At 51.3% G+C, this 18,949-nt stretch carries 12 protein-coding genes; 9 read left to right on the forward strand and 3 right to left on the reverse strand.

Annotated features, from left to right (window positions below; genetic code table 11):
• Positions 1-28: 28 nt before the first annotated feature.
• Together BUA40_RS07745 and BUA40_RS07750 are read left to right on the forward strand one after the other, a co-directional pair.
• A complete protein-coding gene (locus BUA40_RS07745) occupies positions 29-3,022 on the forward strand; it encodes a spermine/spermidine synthase domain-containing protein (protein ID WP_072800066.1) in 2,994 nt (997 codons plus the stop codon).
• Between the two features lie 92 nt (positions 3,023-3,114).
• Complete coding sequence (locus BUA40_RS07750; RefSeq protein WP_143149729.1) at positions 3,115-5,817, forward strand: fibro-slime domain-containing protein; 2,703 nt, start codon at positions 3,115-3,117, stop codon at positions 5,815-5,817.
• Between the two features lie 68 nt (positions 5,818-5,885).
• On the opposite strand, the gene BUA40_RS07755 is transcribed toward BUA40_RS07750, so the two are convergent.
• Both BUA40_RS07755 and BUA40_RS07760 read right to left on the reverse strand, forming a co-directional pair.
• Positions 5,886-6,701 carry an outer membrane beta-barrel protein gene (locus BUA40_RS07755; protein ID WP_143149730.1) on the reverse strand — a complete coding sequence of 272 codons (816 nt, stop codon included), beginning with the start codon at positions 6,699-6,701 and terminating at the stop codon, positions 5,886-5,888.
• Between the two features lie 118 nt (positions 6,702-6,819).
• Positions 6,820-7,806 (reverse strand): outer membrane beta-barrel protein, encoded by a 987-nt coding sequence (locus tag BUA40_RS07760; RefSeq protein WP_072800069.1) that lies wholly within the window; start codon positions 7,804-7,806, stop codon positions 6,820-6,822.
• A gap of 54 nt (positions 7,807-7,860) precedes the next feature.
• On the opposite strand from BUA40_RS07760, the gene BUA40_RS07765 reads away from it, so the two are divergent.
• Positions 7,861-9,690, forward strand: coding sequence for an ATP-binding cassette domain-containing protein (locus BUA40_RS07765; RefSeq protein ID WP_072800070.1), 1,830 nt, complete (start codon positions 7,861-7,863; stop codon positions 9,688-9,690).
• Between the two features lie 154 nt (positions 9,691-9,844).
• Positions 9,845-12,562: an Ig-like domain-containing protein gene (locus BUA40_RS07770; protein ID WP_083585334.1), complete on the forward strand. Its 2,718-nt coding sequence runs from the start codon at positions 9,845-9,847 to the stop codon at positions 12,560-12,562.
• A 151-nt stretch (positions 12,563-12,713) separates the two neighbouring features.
• Here BUA40_RS07770 and BUA40_RS07775 read toward each other — a convergent pair whose 3' ends face one another.
• Positions 12,714-13,886: an acetate/propionate family kinase gene (locus BUA40_RS07775; RefSeq protein WP_072800072.1), complete on the reverse strand. Its 1,173-nt coding sequence runs from the start codon at positions 13,884-13,886 to the stop codon at positions 12,714-12,716.
• Positions 13,887-14,049: 163 nt separating this feature from the next.
• Here BUA40_RS07775 and BUA40_RS07780 point away from each other — a divergent pair, with 163 nt between their 5' ends.
• From BUA40_RS07780 to BUA40_RS07800, 5 genes are all read left to right on the forward strand, one after another.
• A complete protein-coding gene (locus BUA40_RS07780) occupies positions 14,050-15,180 on the forward strand; it encodes an AAA family ATPase (protein WP_072800073.1) in 1,131 nt (376 codons plus the stop codon).
• A gap of 29 nt (positions 15,181-15,209) precedes the next feature.
• Positions 15,210-15,773 (forward strand): phosphatase PAP2 family protein, encoded by a 564-nt coding sequence (locus BUA40_RS07785; protein ID WP_072800074.1) that lies wholly within the window; start codon positions 15,210-15,212, stop codon positions 15,771-15,773.
• Complete coding sequence (locus tag BUA40_RS07790; protein ID WP_072800075.1) at positions 15,774-16,445, forward strand: histidine phosphatase family protein; 672 nt, start codon at positions 15,774-15,776, stop codon at positions 16,443-16,445.
• A 280-nt stretch (positions 16,446-16,725) separates the two neighbouring features.
• Entirely contained in the window at positions 16,726-17,886 is a 1,161-nt protein-coding gene (locus BUA40_RS07795; protein WP_072800076.1) for a trans-sulfuration enzyme family protein, read from the forward strand.
• 1 nt (position 17,887) lies between these two features.
• Positions 17,888-18,799 carry a PLP-dependent cysteine synthase family protein gene (locus BUA40_RS07800; protein ID WP_072800077.1) on the forward strand — a complete coding sequence of 304 codons (912 nt, stop codon included), beginning with the start codon at positions 17,888-17,890 and terminating at the stop codon, positions 18,797-18,799.
• Positions 18,800-18,949: the final 150 nt, after the last annotated feature.

The following is an 18,949-nucleotide window of genomic DNA, read 5'->3' on the forward strand; positions in this document are numbered from 1 at the left end:
ACTGTCTACTTCTTACTATAATTAGGATATGAATATCCTAGTCTATTTCCTGTTTGCCCTGTCCGGGTTTGCGGGCCTGATTTACGAAGGCTCGTGGGCTCGCTACCTTAAACTCTTCTTGGGGCATTCTAGCTACGGCCAGGTGCTCACGCTCTGCATTTATATGGGCGGCCTAGCCATCGGTAGCTTTGTGGCAGGCAAGATGGTGGTGCATACCAAGCGTCCGTTGCTAGGGTATGGTATTGTAGAACTTGCCATCGGTATTGGCGGGGTGGCTTACCATCCGCTGTATAATTGGCTGACAGGTATTTTCTACGATTCCGAATACACGGCATCTTTGACTAGCCGCGGAGCTGAAATTGCCAAGGTAATTTTGGCGACGGGCTCTACACTTCCGATTGCGATTGCGGTGGGTATGACCTTCCCGTTCATTGCGGCGGGTTTGATGCGCAAGAGCGGTGCCGAAGTTTCGCTCCCGATGCTTTACTTTACGAACAGTTTGGGCTCTGCCATCGGTATTCTGGCGACCAGTTACTTGCTGATTCCTGAAATCGGTAACCATGCTACCTTGTGTGTGGCGGCTTCTATCAACTTCTTGCTGGCGGCAGTATTCAGCTTTATCGGCGTGACGACATCGCCGGTGGCGCCTAAAGATGAAGATGCACCTGAAGTTCATGACGAAGACTACGTGGCCGAACATAAGCTTGCCATGCCGCCGAAGAACACTTGGTTCTGGATTGCGGCGATTACGGGCCTTACTTCGTTTGTCTATGAAATCGTCTGGATTCGTTTGCTGTCGCTGTTGCTGGGTTCTTCGAGCCATAGCTTTGACCAGATGCTTTCGGCCTTTATCTTGGGGCTTGCGCTGGGTTCTGCGGTAAGCGGCAAACTGCTTAAGAAAGATAGCTTGATTGTGCTTTCGATGGCGCAGATTTTCATGGCGTTCTTCGCGCTTTGCACGCTGTACTTCCATCAGCCTTTCTGGGGCATGATGAACGAGGCGAACCAGATTTTCAATCCGACGTCTGATGGTTACGTTTGCTGGAGCCTGTTCAAGTATGCGCTTTCGATGCTGTGGATGATTCCTACGAGTTTCTTTGCGGGCATGACGCTCCCGCTGATTACGTTGATTTTGACTCGCGCCTTCAAGAGCGAAGCCCCGATTGGCAAGGTCTACGGCTGGAATACGCTGGGCTCTATCATCGGTTCTGCAGGCGGTGGCCTTGTGCTGTTGCCGCTCTTGCAGCTCAAGGGCGCTCTTGTGACGGCTGCGTTGCTTGACTTTGCAATTGGCTTCTTGCTGCTGGTGATTTACCGCAAGCGCTTCCGCTACAGTGTGATGTTCTATATCATGGTGTGCGTGATGATTATGCCGGCGCTCTTTATAAAGTTCGATCCGTCGCTTATTACTTCGGGCGTGTTCCGCAGCTACAAAAATATGCATCCGAATGAAAAGATTCAGGTGATTGACGGAAAGACGGCAACCATCAGCTTCCACGAATCGCCGGTGCATTACTACGTGAAGACGAACGGTAAGGCCGACGCGAGCATGAGCAAGAACCGTGAGGCTCCAATCTCAAGTGATGAACTGACGCAGGCCGCAACAGCCTTCATGCCGATGGCTGTAAAGACGGAGCCGTACGACGCTGCAATGGTTGGCTTCGGTAGCGGCATGGGTGCCCATTATTTGCTCGCCGACCCTCTGCTTAAGGATTTCGATTGTGTAGAAATTGAGCAGGCGATGATGGATTTGGCGAAGGGATTCTACCCGTGGAATTACCGCGGCTACGATGACCCGCGCATTCACATCTTTATTGACGATGCGACGACGTTCTTCCATACGAACCGTCGCAAGTACGATATGATTATCAGCGTGCCCTCTAACCCGTGGGTGAGCGGTGTGGCTGGGCTTTTTGCTCATGAGTTCTACGCCAAGATGCGCCGTTACATGCGACCGGGCGCCCTTTGGGTGCAGTGGATTCAGACTTATGAATTTAACGACCTGATGTTCCTGAATATTCTGAAGGCGCTTGATACGGTATTCCCGTACGTTAGTTTGTATAAATCCACCGATGAGCCCGACATCATCATGATTGCAAGTGATGAACCGGTGATTCAGAAAGGCATCGGGCGTTTCTCTACCGATACGGCATTAGTGGCTGAATTCAACCGCATTCACCGCGATCCGGAATTCTTTGGCGAAAGAAACTTCCTCTTCACCAATAAGATGGTCAAGTCTCTGCTTGAAGGCGTGAAACCGAACAGTTTGTTTATTCCGATGGTTGACAACAAGGCCGAAGAAGCCCGCTTCGTTCATTCCGAAGCACACATCGTGAACGTGTTCGATAGCTGTGAAGTTTGCTGGCAACAGTACCTGGACCCCGAAGACTATGCCTTGCGTCGCCCTGCCCGCGTGAAGGCGATGCTTGCCGAACCGAAGGATGAATTCAAGAAGACGGCGGTGCTCTCTTACATGCAGGAACTTGAAACGGCTGCGGCCAAGGATTCGTTCTCTCGCGTACTTGTCAAAGTCGATACGATTGTCCAGGGCGACAGCGTTATCTTGGATAGTATCGTGTCTGAAAATCCGCGCCTGATTGAACTTGAAACGACTGTGGGTTACCAGAAGTTCCGCGAAAACTTTGTGGAATGGATTCGTAAAATCCCGATGGAAGCCCGCGATTCCGATGAGGTTTATCTGAAGGCGTTGGATCTTGTCGCCAAGAATGCATTCCCGCGCAGCTTTGCCGATGAATTCAATATTCTGGAAGCCGCCCGCGAAGGTGTTTACAAGCAGGCAGCGCTCCTGATTGCGGACTTCTTCGATCGTTACGAGATTAACGAGATGGGAGACATCTTCTTGCGCGACTGCATCGTCATTTCGCTTCTTGCGGGTGAACCTGAACTCGCCGATGTCATCTACAAGAATGCCATCCAGAAGAATGAAGACTTCTTCGCGGTTGAAAAGCGCCTGATTGAACGCGAAATCCAGCGCGCCCGCGGCATTAAGCAGAAGAAATAGCGTTTTTTGTAAACGAACGTAAACTTTTTGCTTGAAAAACCTCCTTCTAGAACGTATCTTTGTGAAGAAAAGTTTACTAGAAGGTGGAAAACATGAAAAAATGTATCGCTTTAGCGACTCTAGTTCTTGCAACCGCTACGTTTGCAATGAACTTTACAGGCAATGTCTATTTGGAAGCGTCACCCCGTAAGGCAGAAAGCATCTACCTTTCGGTGGGTTGTACGGCGAAAAACGACAGTGGAGTCGTCAGGAGTATCGGCACAAAAGATATCGAAGTTACGGCGAAGGACCAATTCAACTGGTTCAAGGTGCCGGTCAAGACGCTCCTCCAGGGCGACACGATTGCTCCGTTCTGTTTTTACAGGAGCCTCCCCGATAGCGTGAGGACGAAGGTCTATGACGAAGATAGTGTCTTGACGGGTTACGTTTACGTCAAGTCCTATAAGTCCACGAAGACTTTTACGGCAAATGATTTTAAGAATCAGGATGACTTGTACATTAACTTTAGTAGCAGCTTGTTGTATTACGAAGATGTAACGCCTCCCAAGATTTTCTACAAATCGAATTGGGGTCAAGACTACGTTATTGTTGGTGGTTCCGCTGTCAAGATTCAAAAGAAAAGGGTCGACGGTTGGAGCATTGTTCAAGACGAATTGAAAACTAGGATTGTCAGAAGAAACATAAAGATTGATTCTGTCCAAAAAATGCAGTATAAGGTTACAACACACTGCCTGGATGATGGGGACGGCAACTGCGTTTTTGACGAAGAAACGGGCTCCTCTGTCATGGTCCGCGATACGGTGGATTCTAGCAAGGTGTGGGTACATATCTATGATACGCTTGCCGTTGATACGCTTTATAATTTGTTTAATGATAAAATCGCCTTTACCGACGTGAATTCGACATGCACGGGTCATTTCACCTATCTTGAATATTTTAACGTGAACACGGCGTTCTCGAATGATTTTTATTGCGCCAACACCACCTTGTACGGCATTGATGTTTCTACGATCAAGGATTCGGTCTACATCTTTGAAGACCCCAAAAAGGAACACTCGACTTTGATTCGGTTTAAGACTCCGGAGCCTATTTACAAGCTGCATGTCTTGCCGCCGCAGGTTGCTGACTGGTTCGGCGAAATTCCTGCGCTTGGCAATGGAGATTCCGAAGCAAAAACCGCGATGAAGGTCAACGAGGATCATTGCGGTTGGTATTCGACGCTGTTCTTTGAAGAAGCGCTTCCCACCAAGGCTACCTTCTCTGGAAAGGAGAACGCTTCGATGCAATTTGCCGCGAATACGAACATTGATTCCCTGTATAAAAAATTGAATACCACAGAACTTTACTACGTGGCTAATGACCCGACCAAAACTTATTGGTATGCTAAGTATCCTGGACTGGATGGCATTTGCGAAGTTCATTTGCGCGGTATCGTTTATGATACCGATGCAAGCCTTCATCCGGCATTCTCTTGTTATTCTCCGGGAGGCGAAGGTTGCCAGATGGGTGCGCAGGAAGTTTCCCGCACGGCGGCTGTAGAGGCAATAAACGCATGTATCGGTGTCACGCCGGGGATTGTGGAACCCTTGCTTGGTCCGGACAACAAGCCGGTGCTCTCTAAAACCGGTGAAAAGTGCTTTATCAATTCAGACCTGTTCGACCAGCTTTTCAATTCGACCGAAGAGGTGAACGAAACGTCTTGCTCGACTATCCCGTTTACGCTTAACAGCTACGGCAAGTGGGAATTCTCGTCGGACTACTACATTTCTCCGGGTACCAACGTGATGGGTGGCTTCTACTCCGCAGAAGGCAAGGTTGACGATGACATTGTGGTCGGAACGCCGCTCGCTAAAGCCAGAACGAAACGTGAGGCGGAAGGCCCCGTGTTTATCGGTCCGAAACTTCGCGAACTGGATTCTACAGAAAACGTGATGAAGATGAATGTCCTTTGCAAAGGCATTGGTTGGAACAAGGGTATTGACTGTAGCGGTCTCTTTGCCGATGGCGAAGATATTGTTGATCCTGCAGCAGCGTATTTCGGTATAACGTCTTCGAGCAGTTACTTCTGCGTATGGGGCTGGTCTTGCCCCGACCAGGCTCCAGATGGCTGGGCCTTCTTCAAGGATGGCACGGAAACCTATTCTGCGCCCGGTTCGGGTAGTCCTCGCTGGACATCGCAGACAAATGGCCGTAACCAGCATTTCTGCTTTGAAAGCCATGCCAAGTTTACCTACAAGAAGGGCCAACGCTTTGGTGTTCGTGGCGATGATGACATCTGGATCTTTATCGGTGGAAGGCTTGCGATTGACTTGGGTGGTTCGCACATGGCGGCTCCCGGTTACGCAGACTTGTCTCGCCTGACGGATAAGAATGGCGATGCGCTTGTTGTCGGAAAGACCTACGATATCGATATCTTCTTCTGTGACCGTCGCACAACCATGAGCAATATGAATTTCTTCAGCAATATCTATCTGGACCAGTCCGAATCGATCGATCAGATGAAGCCGTGCAACGTGGATGTTGAACATATCTTCGATGACGATTCGCTCACTCCGGGACGCACCGTTATTCAGCCCGATATTGCGCTTCCGGCCCAGATGCGCGTTGCCGTTGAAGGCCGTGTTGCCTCCGTCTCTGGTGTAAAGCCCGGTTCGGAAGTGACCTTGATGGACATGCAGGGCCGCGTGATCGGCCGCTACCATGCATCGTCTGCGAACGTGAAAATCGAAATCCGCAATGCAGGCCGCTATATCCTGAAGACGGCCTCGGGCCTTCAGGCGGTCAGCGTCCGCTAAATAGGCAAATGACGGAAATAAAAAACGGAGCTTTTTCAGCTCCGTTTTTCTTTTATAAGTAGAAAGAATTAGAACATGAAGTTTATACCGAGAGTGGTATAGAACGTGTTCAGCGAAGAATCGTAGAAGATTTCTTCGGCCACCAGAGTCTTGTTCAAGAGGCTGGTGAAGCACTGCACGACGCGAACGTCGACGCTGACCCAGCGAGTGAGCATATAACCGATGTCGAGGGCGCCGCCCACTTCCATACCGGAGGTAGCGACCGTATTTTCGCGCGTACCGCCGCTGGTCTTGAATTCAGACGAACCGTTCAGCTTGAGGCCCATGTTGATACCCAGGCCGACGTAGAAGTCGTAGTCTTCGAAAGTGTAGCGGAAGATAATCGGGATTTCGAACATCATGATATCGATGCTGGCTTCGTTCGTGTAGGCATCCATATCCTGTTCGTAGGAGTAATGTCTGTAGTTGAAGGTGAGTTCCGGAACAAGACTCAGGTTCTTGATCATGAAGTTCATCTTCAGCAGCAAGCCGCCGCCGCCCTGGAAGCCCATCTTCCAGCCGTCGGAGTTCTTGCCAAAGAAGGTGTTGATACCGCCCTGGGCGCGGATACCCAGCAACACGGCGCGCTGGAAACCTTCGTTACGCATGCGGTTGATTTCGGATTTCTTGGTGGTCTCAGCCTTGTAACGAGCGTAGGCGCTGGCGTATTCTTCGTCGTTTGCAAATTCGCTGTCGGTTGAACCGTCGTAAGACCCTTCTTCGCCAGAGGTACTTTGGGCGGAGGGGGCGGTGGCCCAGCCTTCATCATCATCATCTTGAGCCATGGCGGGCACGGAAAATGCCAAAGCCATGGCGACTGCTACACTCAATCTCTTTAAATCCATAGTCTAATTATAATAAAAGAGCACGTAAATCCCGCCTATAAAATAATTTAAGCGGGTAAAAATGGTGCTGAAAATTTTTTTTACTTAGCTGAGACGTAACGGAAATTCCCGAAAATTATTAGAGCAGGAATGTGGCGCCCAAAGTAATGTGCATTGTGTAAAGTTTTGAATGCATTAGAGTGGATTCGGCGATCAAATCCAGATCCAGCAGGTTGGTCAAGTTCTGCACGGCGCGGAGGTCCAGCACCAGCCAGCGGTTGACGACATAGCCGATATCGAAGAGCCCGCCGATTTCGACACCGACGGTAGGGACGGTGTTGGGGCGCTTGTCCTTGGAGGTCTCGCCTTCGAATTCAATGGTCTGCTTGAATTCGGAGTCTCCGCTCATCTTGAGTCCGAGGTTGACGCCAAGGCCAATAAAGAAGCCGTCTTCATCAAAGATGAACTGGCCCATGACCGGGATTTCAAAAAGGGATTCGTTGATGCTCGCTTCGTTCTTGCCGTAGTCGGACTTGCCCTCGTAGCTGTAAAGGCGGTAGGTGAAGTCCAGTTCGGTGGCGACGGCGAAGGATCTGCCCAAGGGGAGCCTTGCCATAAGGCCGCCGCCAAATTCGGGGCCCAGGTTCCAGTCGCTTGCGTGTTTACCGAAGCTCTTGCTTACGCCGGCGGCGGCGCGAATACCGAATTGCACGCCCTTCGAGAAGCCTTCCTTGCGGGCGCGGTATTCGGCGGCGTTCTCCTGAATGTAGTGGGGAGTGTCTTCGTCTTCTTCGTCGATGTTCGTGGTTGCGACTTCCGGAGCGTCTTCGCTTTCGGTGCTGTCTGCAGAGGCCTGTTCTGTGGAGTCGGGCCAGGGTTCTTCTGCGGAGCTATTCTCTGCGGAACCGTTCTCGTCGGAACTGTTGTCGCCGTAAGAATAGCTGGCGCTTTCTTCGCCTTGTTCAGCCTGATCGGCGGATACGAAACCGCAGCCGTCGCCTACGCAGTTCGGGTCGGGCACTTCGCCGGAGCCTTCAAAGTCCCCTTGCGCAAAGGCGCTGGAGACAGCGAAGGTGCTGGCCAGGAGAATAACTGCTAAACGATTGGACAACGAAAAAGTTTTCATATTTCTAATTATAATAAAATTTATTGGGCGTTCTCAATATTCTAAATTTGAACCATGCCGATTCTTTCTGCCCAAAATCTCCTTTTACGCATCGGGGCAAATGCTCCCTTGCTTGACAACGTAAGCTTTGATATCGAAGCGGGTGACCGGATTTGCCTGGTGGGCCGTAACGGTTGTGGCAAGAGTACGCTTCTGAAGGTGCTTTCTGGAGATGCCGAAGTGCAGGCTGGGGAGATTGTCAAAAAGACCGGTCTCAAGATTTCCCGCATGATTCAGGAAATTCCGGCCCACATCGAGGGTACGGTGCGTGATGTGGTCATGGCGGGGGTGATGCAGGATGGTACCCACGATACCCATGCCGAAGCGATTTTGGGAAAGACGGGAATAGATCCCGAGGCTCTTTACGACAGTTTGAGCGGTGGTCAAAAACGCCGCACGCTTTTTGCGCAGGCTTTGGCGCAAGATCCTGACCTTTTGTTGCTGGACGAACCGACCAACCATTTGGACATTCCGGCTATCCAGTGGCTCGAAGGAATCGTGACGCGCTTGAATTGCGCCTTGCTTTTTGTAAGTCACGACCGCACCTTTGTGCGCCGTGTGGCTACCCGCATTTTTGACTTGGACCGCGGCCGCGTTCGCAGTTGGGATTTTCCTTACGACAAGTTTGTACAGTTCAGGGACCAGGCCTTGGCCGAAGAAGACAAGGCGAATGCCTTGTTCGACAAGCGCCTTGCCGAAGAAGAAGTCTGGATTCGCAAGGGAATCCAGGCGCGGCGGACCCGTAACGAGGGCCGCGTGCGCGCGCTGATCAAGATGCGCGAAGAACGTGCAGCGCGCCGCACCCGAACGGGCAATGTGAATATGCAGATCACCGAGGCGGACCGTTCGGGGCGCCTGGTGGCGCGCCTTACCGATGTGAGTTACTCTTACGACGGCGCGCCCCTCATCAGTGGACTTTCGACCGAGGTTTCTCGCGGAGACCGCATTGGAATCGTGGGCCCGAATGGCTCGGGCAAGACGACGCTTTTGCGCCTGATTCTCGGCGAACTCACGCCCGATACCGGTGACATTCGCCTGGGCACGAACCTGCAAGTAGCTTACTTTGACCAGATGCGTACACGCCTTCGCGAAGACAAGTCGCTTGTGGAAAACATTGCCGATGGTCAACAGTATGTGATGCTGAACGGTGTCAAACGCCATGTGTTAAGTTATCTGCAAGACTTCCTTTTCTCGGCTGATCGCGCCCGTGGCCCGATCAGCGCCTTGAGTGGCGGCGAACGCAACCGCCTGTTGCTCGCGTGCCTGTTCAGTCACCCGAGCAATGTGCTCGTGCTCGACGAACCTACCAACGACTTGGACATGGAAACGCTTGACTTGCTCGCAGAACTCCTGGCAGACTACAAGGGAACCGTGCTTACCGTAAGCCATGACCGCGCCTTCCTGGATTCTGTTGCGACAAGCATCTTGGCAATCGAAGATGGCGGAAGCGTGTTTGAATCGGTGGGCGGTTACAGCGATTACGAAGCCAAGAAGAAGGTCCGCGACAAGGAAGCCGCCAACGCCGCCCGCATTGCTGCCGAAAAAGAAGCCGAAAAGCAGGCGAGGGCCGCTCAGAGTTCCGGCGCGGAACCGTCCCTGAGTGCCGGGGCATCGGCTGTGAAAAAGAAAAAGCGTAGCTACAACGAGGAGCGCGAATACGCAGCCCTCCCCGAAAAAATCGAAAAGCTGGAAAGCGAAATCGCTGAACGCCAGACGGAACTTTCCAAGCCCGAAGTGTTCACCAATGCTGCCCGAATCGTGGAGTTGCAGAAGGAAATCGCTGATCGCGAAGCGGAACTTGAAAAGGCTTACGAACGCTACGAAGAACTTGACGCACTGGGATAGCGGCAAAAAGGCCGGAGCAGGGCGGACTAGCGGTTCTAGTCTGTTTCAAAAAGTTTACATTTATGGACAAAAAAGCCTTAAAATCACACTATTCCAAGTTGCATTATTAACTAATAGAATATAGATTTGGAATGATGGATTAAATTGGGAAATCATGAAGAGGTCGAATATGGTGAAAAAGATGATTTCGTGGATGGGCGCCTTGTGCGCTCTGGCAGGTTCTGCCTACGCTGCTACCGCAACGGTGTGGAGTGCAGCAGATGGAAACGGTGTTGTACCTCCGGTGAACGGATGGTATTCTTACCCTGATGCAAAAGCTACCGCAGCTGAAGCGGCAGGCGCAAAAGCTACACTTACAACGGCGACGGACAAAAGCAAGGTGCTTACTTTGTCTGTGAGCAAGACCAATGAAAGCAGCGCTGCCGGCATGGGTTTTGCCTGGGCCAAAAGTAACGGGGTGATTTCGCTCGAAGATTATGCGGGCGTGTGCCTGACTTATTCTGCGGAAGCCCCCTTCCGAATGGAATTTAAGCAGTCGACCATTAAGGACTATGACTTTTATGGAGCGATGATTCCGGCGACAACAAAGTTGACGACCGTGTTTGTTGCGTTCGCTGATTTGGAACAGGAAGGTTGGGGTGCTAAAAAGGCCTTGGACCTTACCAAGCAACAGGCTCTCCAGTTTGGTTACAAGCAGGCATTTGTGGCTGACTACGGAACCACGAATACGATTACGGTTTCTGCCGTATGGCTGGGCTCCACTTGCGAAATGCATGCTCCGGAACTCGGTACGGGCTATGCAAGCGGTGATGACGTGACTTTGAACGAAGGCGACACCTTGAAACTTGACCTCACCAAGGTGTTTGTCGATGCCGACGAAGACGAACTCACTTATGCTGTAGAAGTTGAAAACGCAAAGCTCGTCTTGCTCGCCGATACGCTTTATAAGAAGACCAAGAAACTCAATTTGATTACGGCGTCGAATCCGGAAGGCTCTACGGCTGTGACCATTACTGCAACCGATCCTACTAAGAAGTCGGTGGCTTATGAGTTTACGGTTACGACGGTTGACCGCGAAAATCCGCCGGTTGCCGTGAATGACGCCTATACCGTTAAGGAAGAAGTCAAGCTGACCAAGTCTACAATCTTGACGGGCGTGCTTGCAAACGACTATGACCCTGATGGTGGTAAGAACTTCCAGGCTGAACTTGTTGAAAGTACGAAGCACGGTTCCTTGGAATTTGATTCGACGGGTGCTTTCACCTACGTTCCGGATAAGGACTTCTTCGGTGCCGATACCTTTAGCTATCAATTGATCGAAACCAAGACCGACGATCCGGCAACGAGCAATGTGGCGATCGTCGTGATTACGGTGACCAACGTGGACGACCCGCTTATTGTGGGAATCGCTCCGGGTGTTACAATTTCCCTTGGCGAAGATACCTACAAGCTGGGCGATACGCTCGTGCTGGCTGAAGATTTTGACCCGGTTTCTGTCACGATTCCGCTTGACAGCTTGATCTTTGTCGACCCGGATGTGGAAGGCTTCTTGACGCCGCTCGTTAAGTCTAGCGGAATTGTCACGGCCAAGTATGGAACCTTTGGCGATGATCATGTGATTGACCTGGAACCTGTTGTTAATGCAAATGGTGTGGCCAAAGTGACGATGTATGCCGTAGACGGCAAGGAAACCGCAAGCGTATTCTTCTACGTGAAGGTAACTCCGGTGGCCGATCCGCCGATTGCCAATGCTGATGCCTACAAGGTCTTGCAGGATACCGTGAACGCCATTGACGCAAAGAAGGGCGTGCTTGCAAACGACAAGAACCCCGACAATGCAAAGTCTACGCTTAAGGCGATTTTGATTGAAGATGGCACGTATGGTAAGGTGACGCTTGCTGAAGATGGTTCGTTCACCTACGCTGCACCTGACGAAGAAGGCGAAGATGAGTTCGTCTATCGGGTCGTGAATGCCGAAGGCGATACCTCTGAACCTGCTTTGGTGAAGCTTACCATTGTGTATAGGAACAGGGCTCCGGTTGTTAAGGAAGGCGTTGCCGATACGGTGGGCGCTCGCCTTGCCGACCTTGTCGAAGATTTCAAGATGGTGAACTACAGCAAGGTTGAAATGCAGAGCTGGTTCACCGACGATAGCGCCGTTACCAAGTTGACGTTCTCTGCCAGAACCGATGACAGCCTCACCAACCCGGTGATCGCTGCTAATGGATATCTGCAGATCAAGCCGGTGAAGGATGCTTGCGGCGAAGCCAAGGTGTACTTGATTGCCAAGGATGCTGAAGGTGCTGCAACCGAACTTGAAATCCCGGCAGTCATTGCTTGCACGAACGACAAGCCTGAACCGAAAAAGGCTATCGATACCGTGTATGTGGGTGCCAAGACGACGCTGCTTGATACCATTGACCTGAGCGCTCTGTTCACGGATCCGGATGGCGATACGCTGACCTATACTGCAGTGTCGAACAAGACTATGACCAACAAGGTGGAATGGGATATTCAGGGTAATTTGATGATTCTGATGACCAAGAAGGACGTTACCCTTGAATCGGGCTCCGCTGTTCCGTTCACCGTCGTTGCTCATGATGCATCGGATTCCAACTCCACTATTCTTCGCGTGATGTTGAGTGCTGATCCGAAGACCTCTATCAGGCCGACGATTGCTGCCGCCCCGAAGGCCAACTGGCAGAGCGCAATCCTCGCAAACCGCGGCGCCGTGGCGCTGTTCGATATGCAGGGCCGCGTGATGTGGAAGGCCAAGCTTCCGGTCTCTGAAGCTCAGGTCCGCGCCGCTGCCGCTCAGGTGCAGGGCCGCAAGATCCTGCAAGTGAACAAGCAGACATGGACGATTAAATAGTAGACAGTAGTCAGTAGGAAGTATACAGTAAAGGCTCCGCGATGCGGAGCCTCTTTTATATCATTTTTTTTCGGAGGAAACCTCAGAGCGACACCTGTAAGGTGGAGTGTCCTCACACCTCAAAGGATGCCGCAGGCATCCGACCTCGCACCTACTTTACGAGTGCTTCAGTATCCAGCGCAATCAGCAGTTCTTCGTTGGTGGCGACGACCATGGCGGTCGGCGTGCCGTCCTTGCTGATGATGTGGCCAGATTCCTTGCCGTTCTTTTCGTTGCGGGCTTCGTCAATCTGGTAGCCGAGAATCTTGAGGTTGTCCATCGCCATCTTGCGGACGAGCTTGCTGTTCTCGCCGATACCACCGGTGAACACGAGAGCGTCGATGCGCGGGAGAGCCATGGCGATGCCGCCGATTTCACGGGTGAGCCTGTAGGCGAATGTTTCGAGAGCAATCTGGGCTCCCACGTGGCCTTCGCTTGCGGCCTGCGTCAAGGTGCGCATGTCGTTAGAAAGACCGGAGAGGCCGAGCAAACCGGATTCCTTGTTTACAAGCTTGTCGAGGCGGTCGATATCGTAGCCGTACTTCTTGCTGATGAAGAAGAGGATGGCCGGGTCGATGGAACCAGAGCGGGTACCCATGATCAGGCCTTCGAGCGGAGTGAAACCCATGGTGGTGTCGGCGCACTTGCCGTTCAAAATGGCGGAGCAGCAGGAGCCGTTGCCGAGGTGAGCGGTAATGAGGCAGGTTTCTTCGGGCTTCTTGCCAAGGATACGGCAGGCTTCGGCAGTCACAAAACGGTGGCTGGTGCCGTGGGCGCCGTAACGGCGGATGCCATCTTCTTCATAGAACTTGTAGGGGATGCCGTAGAGGTAGGCCTTGCGCGGCATGGTCTGGTGGAAGGCGGTGTCGAACACGGCGACCTGCGGGAGCGTCGGGAAGAACTTGGTGGCGCATTCCATACCGGTGGCGTGAGCCGGTTCATGCAGCGGGGCAAACAGAGTGATGCTACGAATGTAGTCGATGACTTCCTGCGTGACGCGTTCGCTCTTGATGTACTTACCGCCATGCACCACGCGGTGGCCGATAGCTTCGATGGTGTCGATGAGCTTCTGTTCGGCGAGGAACTTCTGGACTTCGGCGACGGCTTCGGCATGAGTGGGGCAATCGAAGTTGAAATCGATGTTGCCGTTCGGGCCCTTAGCCTTCACGTGGCCATTAACGCCGATATTTTCGACGAGGCCGCTAGAGATTGATTCTTTGGTCTGGGTGTCGATAACGGCGAACTTGACCGAGGAGCTGCCGCAATTAAGAACGAGTACGCGCATATTAAAAACCTTGGTAATTGATTATGGGAGAAAAAATAGCATTTTAGGGGGCCGCTGGCTTTGGGGGCGGGAAAAATGGCCGTTTTGGGCCGACTTTGAAAAATTGCCTAAAATAGGTTGCCTATTTTAGGCAATTTTTGTATATTAGTATAGAGAGGTCTTTATGCAAGAAAATCCGTTCATTGTCAAAGGGTATAAATCGCCGGCCTATTTCTGCGACAGAGATGACGAAACTGCCGCTATTATATTGAATATTCAGAACGGTGCCGATACGACACTGGTCTCTCCGCGTAAGTACGGAAAGACGGGATTGATTTTGCATACCTTTGCCGAAATGAAGCGTCGGCGCCTGAATTACGAAACTCTCTATGTTGACATATTCGCGACGTTGACCTTGGAAGATTTTACCAAGACCCTGGCAGAAGCCATCCTGATCAAATTTCCTGAAAAGACATCTATTGGCAAAGGGTTCGTAACTTTTTTGAAGACGCTTCGACCCACGCTTACTTATGATTCCATTTCGGGTTCGCCGCAGTTGCAGTTTAACTACGGAACCGTTTCGGAAAAGGAATGGACTCTCAAAAGTCTGCTTGAATTTTTGAATACCCGCGAAAAGCCGGTTGTGTTGGCGTTTGACGAATTCCAACAAATTACGGAGTATCCCGAAAAGACAGCCGAAGCCTTGCTTAGAACTTATACGCAGTCTATGCAAAACATTCGTTTTATATTCTGTGGCAGTAAGAAGAAGTTGATGGCCGAAATGTTTACAAGTGCGGGTCGTCCGTTCTTTTCTAGCACCAAACTGCTGACACTTGGAAAAATCGATTCCGATAAGTATGCTGAATTTATTCGGGGCCATTTTTCCGAGGTGGGAAGAACGATTGATGCCGGTGCTGTTGATTGGATTTTGGAGTGGACGCGTCGCCACACATTTTATACCCAGACCCTTTGCAACGAAGTGTTTGCTGTCGGTGGCAACGTGACTATTGATGTGGTGAAAAATGCCGCAAACAGGATTCTAGAAAGAGAATCCGATTACTTTTTGCAGTACCGAGAACTCCTTACTCGTCAGCAATGGTTGCTTTTGGTGGCCGTTGCAAAAGAAGGTAGCGTGAGTAAGCTGACATCAACCGTGTTTTTGAAGAAATACAACATTGGTAGCTCCACGAACGCTCGTCGTGCGGCAGAATCCTTGCAAGAAAAGGAATTGCTGTTGACGCTTGAATCCAAAGAAAAACAGGAATACCAAGTTTATGATGTATTCCTGTCTCGCTGGCTGGAACGGGAGTTTTAAGGAACTGTAGGATTTCTAAATTTATGCAAATGTTCAAGAAAATCGCTGAGTTTGACAATCGCGTGTCGGTTTATTGGACGAACCGGCATTTTTCTGCGAAGACGACTAAGTTCCTCAAGTTTTATGTGCGTCTGGGAGACGGCTATATTTGGGGCATTTTTGCGCTGGTGCTGTTTTTGCATTTGGGCTGGTCCGCGTTTTGGCCGATTTTGGCGCAGGCGCTTGTAGCCTTGGTGGTGGCGCTCGCCTTGTACGAGGGCGTAAAGCTCAGCACCAAGCGTCCGAGGCCTTTTGCGGCGAATCCTTCTATTAAGGCGGAGGTCCCGCCGCTTGACAAGTACAGTTTTCCGTCTGGCCATACCATGAACAACTTGGCGGTGGCCTCGGCGGTGTTTTATGCGGTACCGCAGTACGGCTGGATCATGATGCTCTTGCCGCTCACATGGGGGCTTTTGCGCGTGTACTTTGGCGTGCATTGGTTGACGGATATTATTTGCGGTTTCCTGCTCGGCATCTTGAGTTTTGCGATTGCGCATGCAATATGGGTTCTTTGCTCGCCGTCTGTTCTTGCGGCGATCGGTGTCGGGGCTTAGATGGAATTTGTACCGGCTGCGAAGTTTTTTGAATCCCTTGCATCTGACGAACGTGTGTTCCTGTTGGTGCGTCACGGTGAACGAAACCATATTACACCCAACGATCCTGACTTCGGTGCGCATGTTGGCCTTACGGAGCGCGGACGCGAGCAGGCTTTGTCGCTGGGTAAGTGCATTCCTGCCGAAGGCGACATCTGCTTCTTTTCGAGCCCAGTTGGCCGCTGTGTTGAAACGGCTGAATTCATAGGCAAGGGCCGTGGCGTTGAAAATCCGCATATTGAAAAGCTTGATTGCCTGGCGGAATACTTTGTTCAAGATTACGACGAATACACCAAGGTGCTGCGCGCTGGATTTTACGAAGGCATTTGCGAATGGCTAAAAAATGAGGCCGCGTGTGGTCCGCGCCGTACCCGTGAAGCGTTTGCGCCGCTGCCTGCACGTTCCGAAGAAATGCTTTCGATGATGCTTGAAAAGGGTGACGCCCGCTTCAACATTTTTGCGACGCATGATGCCTGGGTTGTTCCATGTCTCACGCACTTTTGCAAGATGACCTTTACGCCGCAACGCTGGATGAATTACCTGACGGGAATGGCCGTGGTTACCGATGCGCAGAAGAATGTGAACCGGATTGAGCCCGTGACAGGCCTTGATACAGGCTGGTTATCGTTTTAAACTATAACAAACCAAAGAAAAATAGTATAACTGGATAGCCCGTTTTCAGTTGACAGCGTTATTGTTTTTGTCTATATTATCCCTACGTAAATAGTAGGAAAATATAAATGACTCAAAAACTGATGGACATGTGTTGTTGCTGTTGGAGTCGATGTCGAACGGGCGACTAGTTTTTAGGCTTTTATCTAAAACAGATTCCCGCTCGGCTGTGTCTCCGGAGCGGGATTTTTTATTCAAGTTTAAACAATAAAAGGCGCAAGGCGCTAAAGGACTTCAAAAAATGTCAACATCTAAATATATCGAAACGAAACTCATTCACGGCGGCATCGATGGCGACAAGGTCACGGGAGCTGTCAACGTTCCTATCTATCAGACTTCTACCTATAAGCAGGCGGGTCTCGGCGAAAATACCGGCTGGGAATATTCCCGCACGGGTAACCCCACCCGCGCAGCGCTCGAAGCATTGATTGCCGACCTCGAAGGCGGTGTCGCTGGTTTTGCTTTTGGCAGCGGCATGGCGGCGACTTCTACGGTGCTTTCGCTTTTTAAGCAGGGCGACCGCATTATTATCTCGAGCAATGTTTATGGCGGTACCTTCCGCGTTTTGGACAAGGTATTCAAGAACCTCGGCATTACCTATTCTATTGAAGATACGACCGATTTGGCAACGCTCGATACCAAGGTGACGCCCGATGTGAAGGCCTTCTTTATTGAAAGCCCGGCAAACCCGCTCCTGACCGTAACGGACTTGGCAGGGGTAGCCGCGATTGCGAAGAAACATGGAATTCTGACCATTGTCGACAACACTTTCATGACTCCTTATTTGCAGCGCCCGCTGGAACTTGGCGCCGACATCGTGGTGCATTCCGCAACCAAGTACTTGGGCGGCCATAGCGATGTGGTGGCTGGCCTTGCAGTGACCAACAATAAGGAAATTGCCGACCGCCTCGCATTCAATCAGAATGCCGTGGGTGCGGTGCTTGGCCCCTTCGATTCTTTCCTTTTGATTCGCGGCATCAAGACGCTCGGTGTGCGCCTCGATCGCCATACCGAAAATGCAGAACGCATTGCCCGCTACTTGGAACAGCACGAAGCAGTAAAGCATGTTTATTATCCGGGCCTCCCGAACGCTCAGGGCTACGAAATCAACAAGAAGCAGGCCAAGAACGGTGGCGCCATGATTTCGTTCGAATTGTACGAAGGTTACGACATCAAGAAATTCTTCAAGGCCCTGCAGCTGATTTCACTGGCTGAAAGTTTGGGCGGCGTCGAAAGCCTTGTATGCCATCCGGCTACCATGACCCATGCCTCTATTCCGAAGGAAATTCGTGAGAAGGTGGGCATTACCGATGGACTGATTCGTTTGTCTGTAGGTATCGAAAAAGTCGATGACATTATCTTGGATTTGAACGCCGGCATCAACGCCGCGAAGGAAGCATAATATGCATTACTATGAATCGATGCAATCTTTAATCGGGAAGACTCCGCTTGTAAAGCTTACGCACGTGGGACTCCCCGAAGGTGTAAACCTGTTTGCCAAACTCGAACTCTGGAATCCCTCGGGCAGCGTGAAGGACCGCACCGGCCTTTACATGGTGAACGACGCGATTGAAAAGGGTCTCCTGAAACCGGGTGGAACCATTGTCGAAGCCACCGCAGGCAACACCGGCCTCGGCATAGCTTTTGCTGCCCTCAACCGCGGCATTCGAGTGATATTCGTGGTGCCCACCAAGTTCTCGCAAGAAAAGCAAACGCTCATGCGCGCCCTCGGCGCAGAACTCATCAACACCCCGCGTGAAGACGGCATGCTTGGTGCCGAAAAGAAAGCCGAAGAACTCTTGACTCAAATTCCCGGCTCTGTTTCGCTTAGGCAGTTCCGCAACATGTCCAACCCGCTGGCCCATTACGAAACCACCGGCCCCGAAATCTACGAAGATTTGGATGGACAAGTTGACTACGTGGTGGCAGGCGCAGGAAGTGGCGGTACCTTCAGCGGCATTCTCAAGGCGCTCAAGGAAAAGAACCCGAACATCAAGGGCGTGCTCGCAGACCCCGTAGGTTCTACTATGGGCGGCGGCGAACATGGCGACTACAACATCAAAGGAATTGGCAACGACTTTATCGCCGACACCATGGATATGTCGCTTGTGGATCAGGTCATCAAGATCAACGATGACGACGCTTTTGGCGGCGCTCGCGAACTCGCCAAGAAAGAAGGACTCATTGCAGGATCTTCTTCGGGCGCAGCATTCACCGCAGCCAAAAAGCTCATCGCCTCGGGTGCCCGCGGGAACATCGTGTTCGTAGCCCCCGACCGCGGCGACCGTTACTTTAGCAAGGGATTGTACGAGTAAAAGTCACTAGTTGATATTACCTCTGTCTTCAAAACTCCACCAGATTGGTGGAGTTTTTTTGTAAGAACGAAAACCACCAGCTAGGCTGGTGGTTCTAAAGAAGCCTTCTGGCGGTGCTGAAAAAAAGAAATCCTTTGATTATAATTGAAA

This window comes from Fibrobacter sp. UWT2 (genome assembly GCF_900142545.1).
Taxonomy (GTDB): domain Bacteria; phylum Fibrobacterota; class Fibrobacteria; order Fibrobacterales; family Fibrobacteraceae; genus Fibrobacter.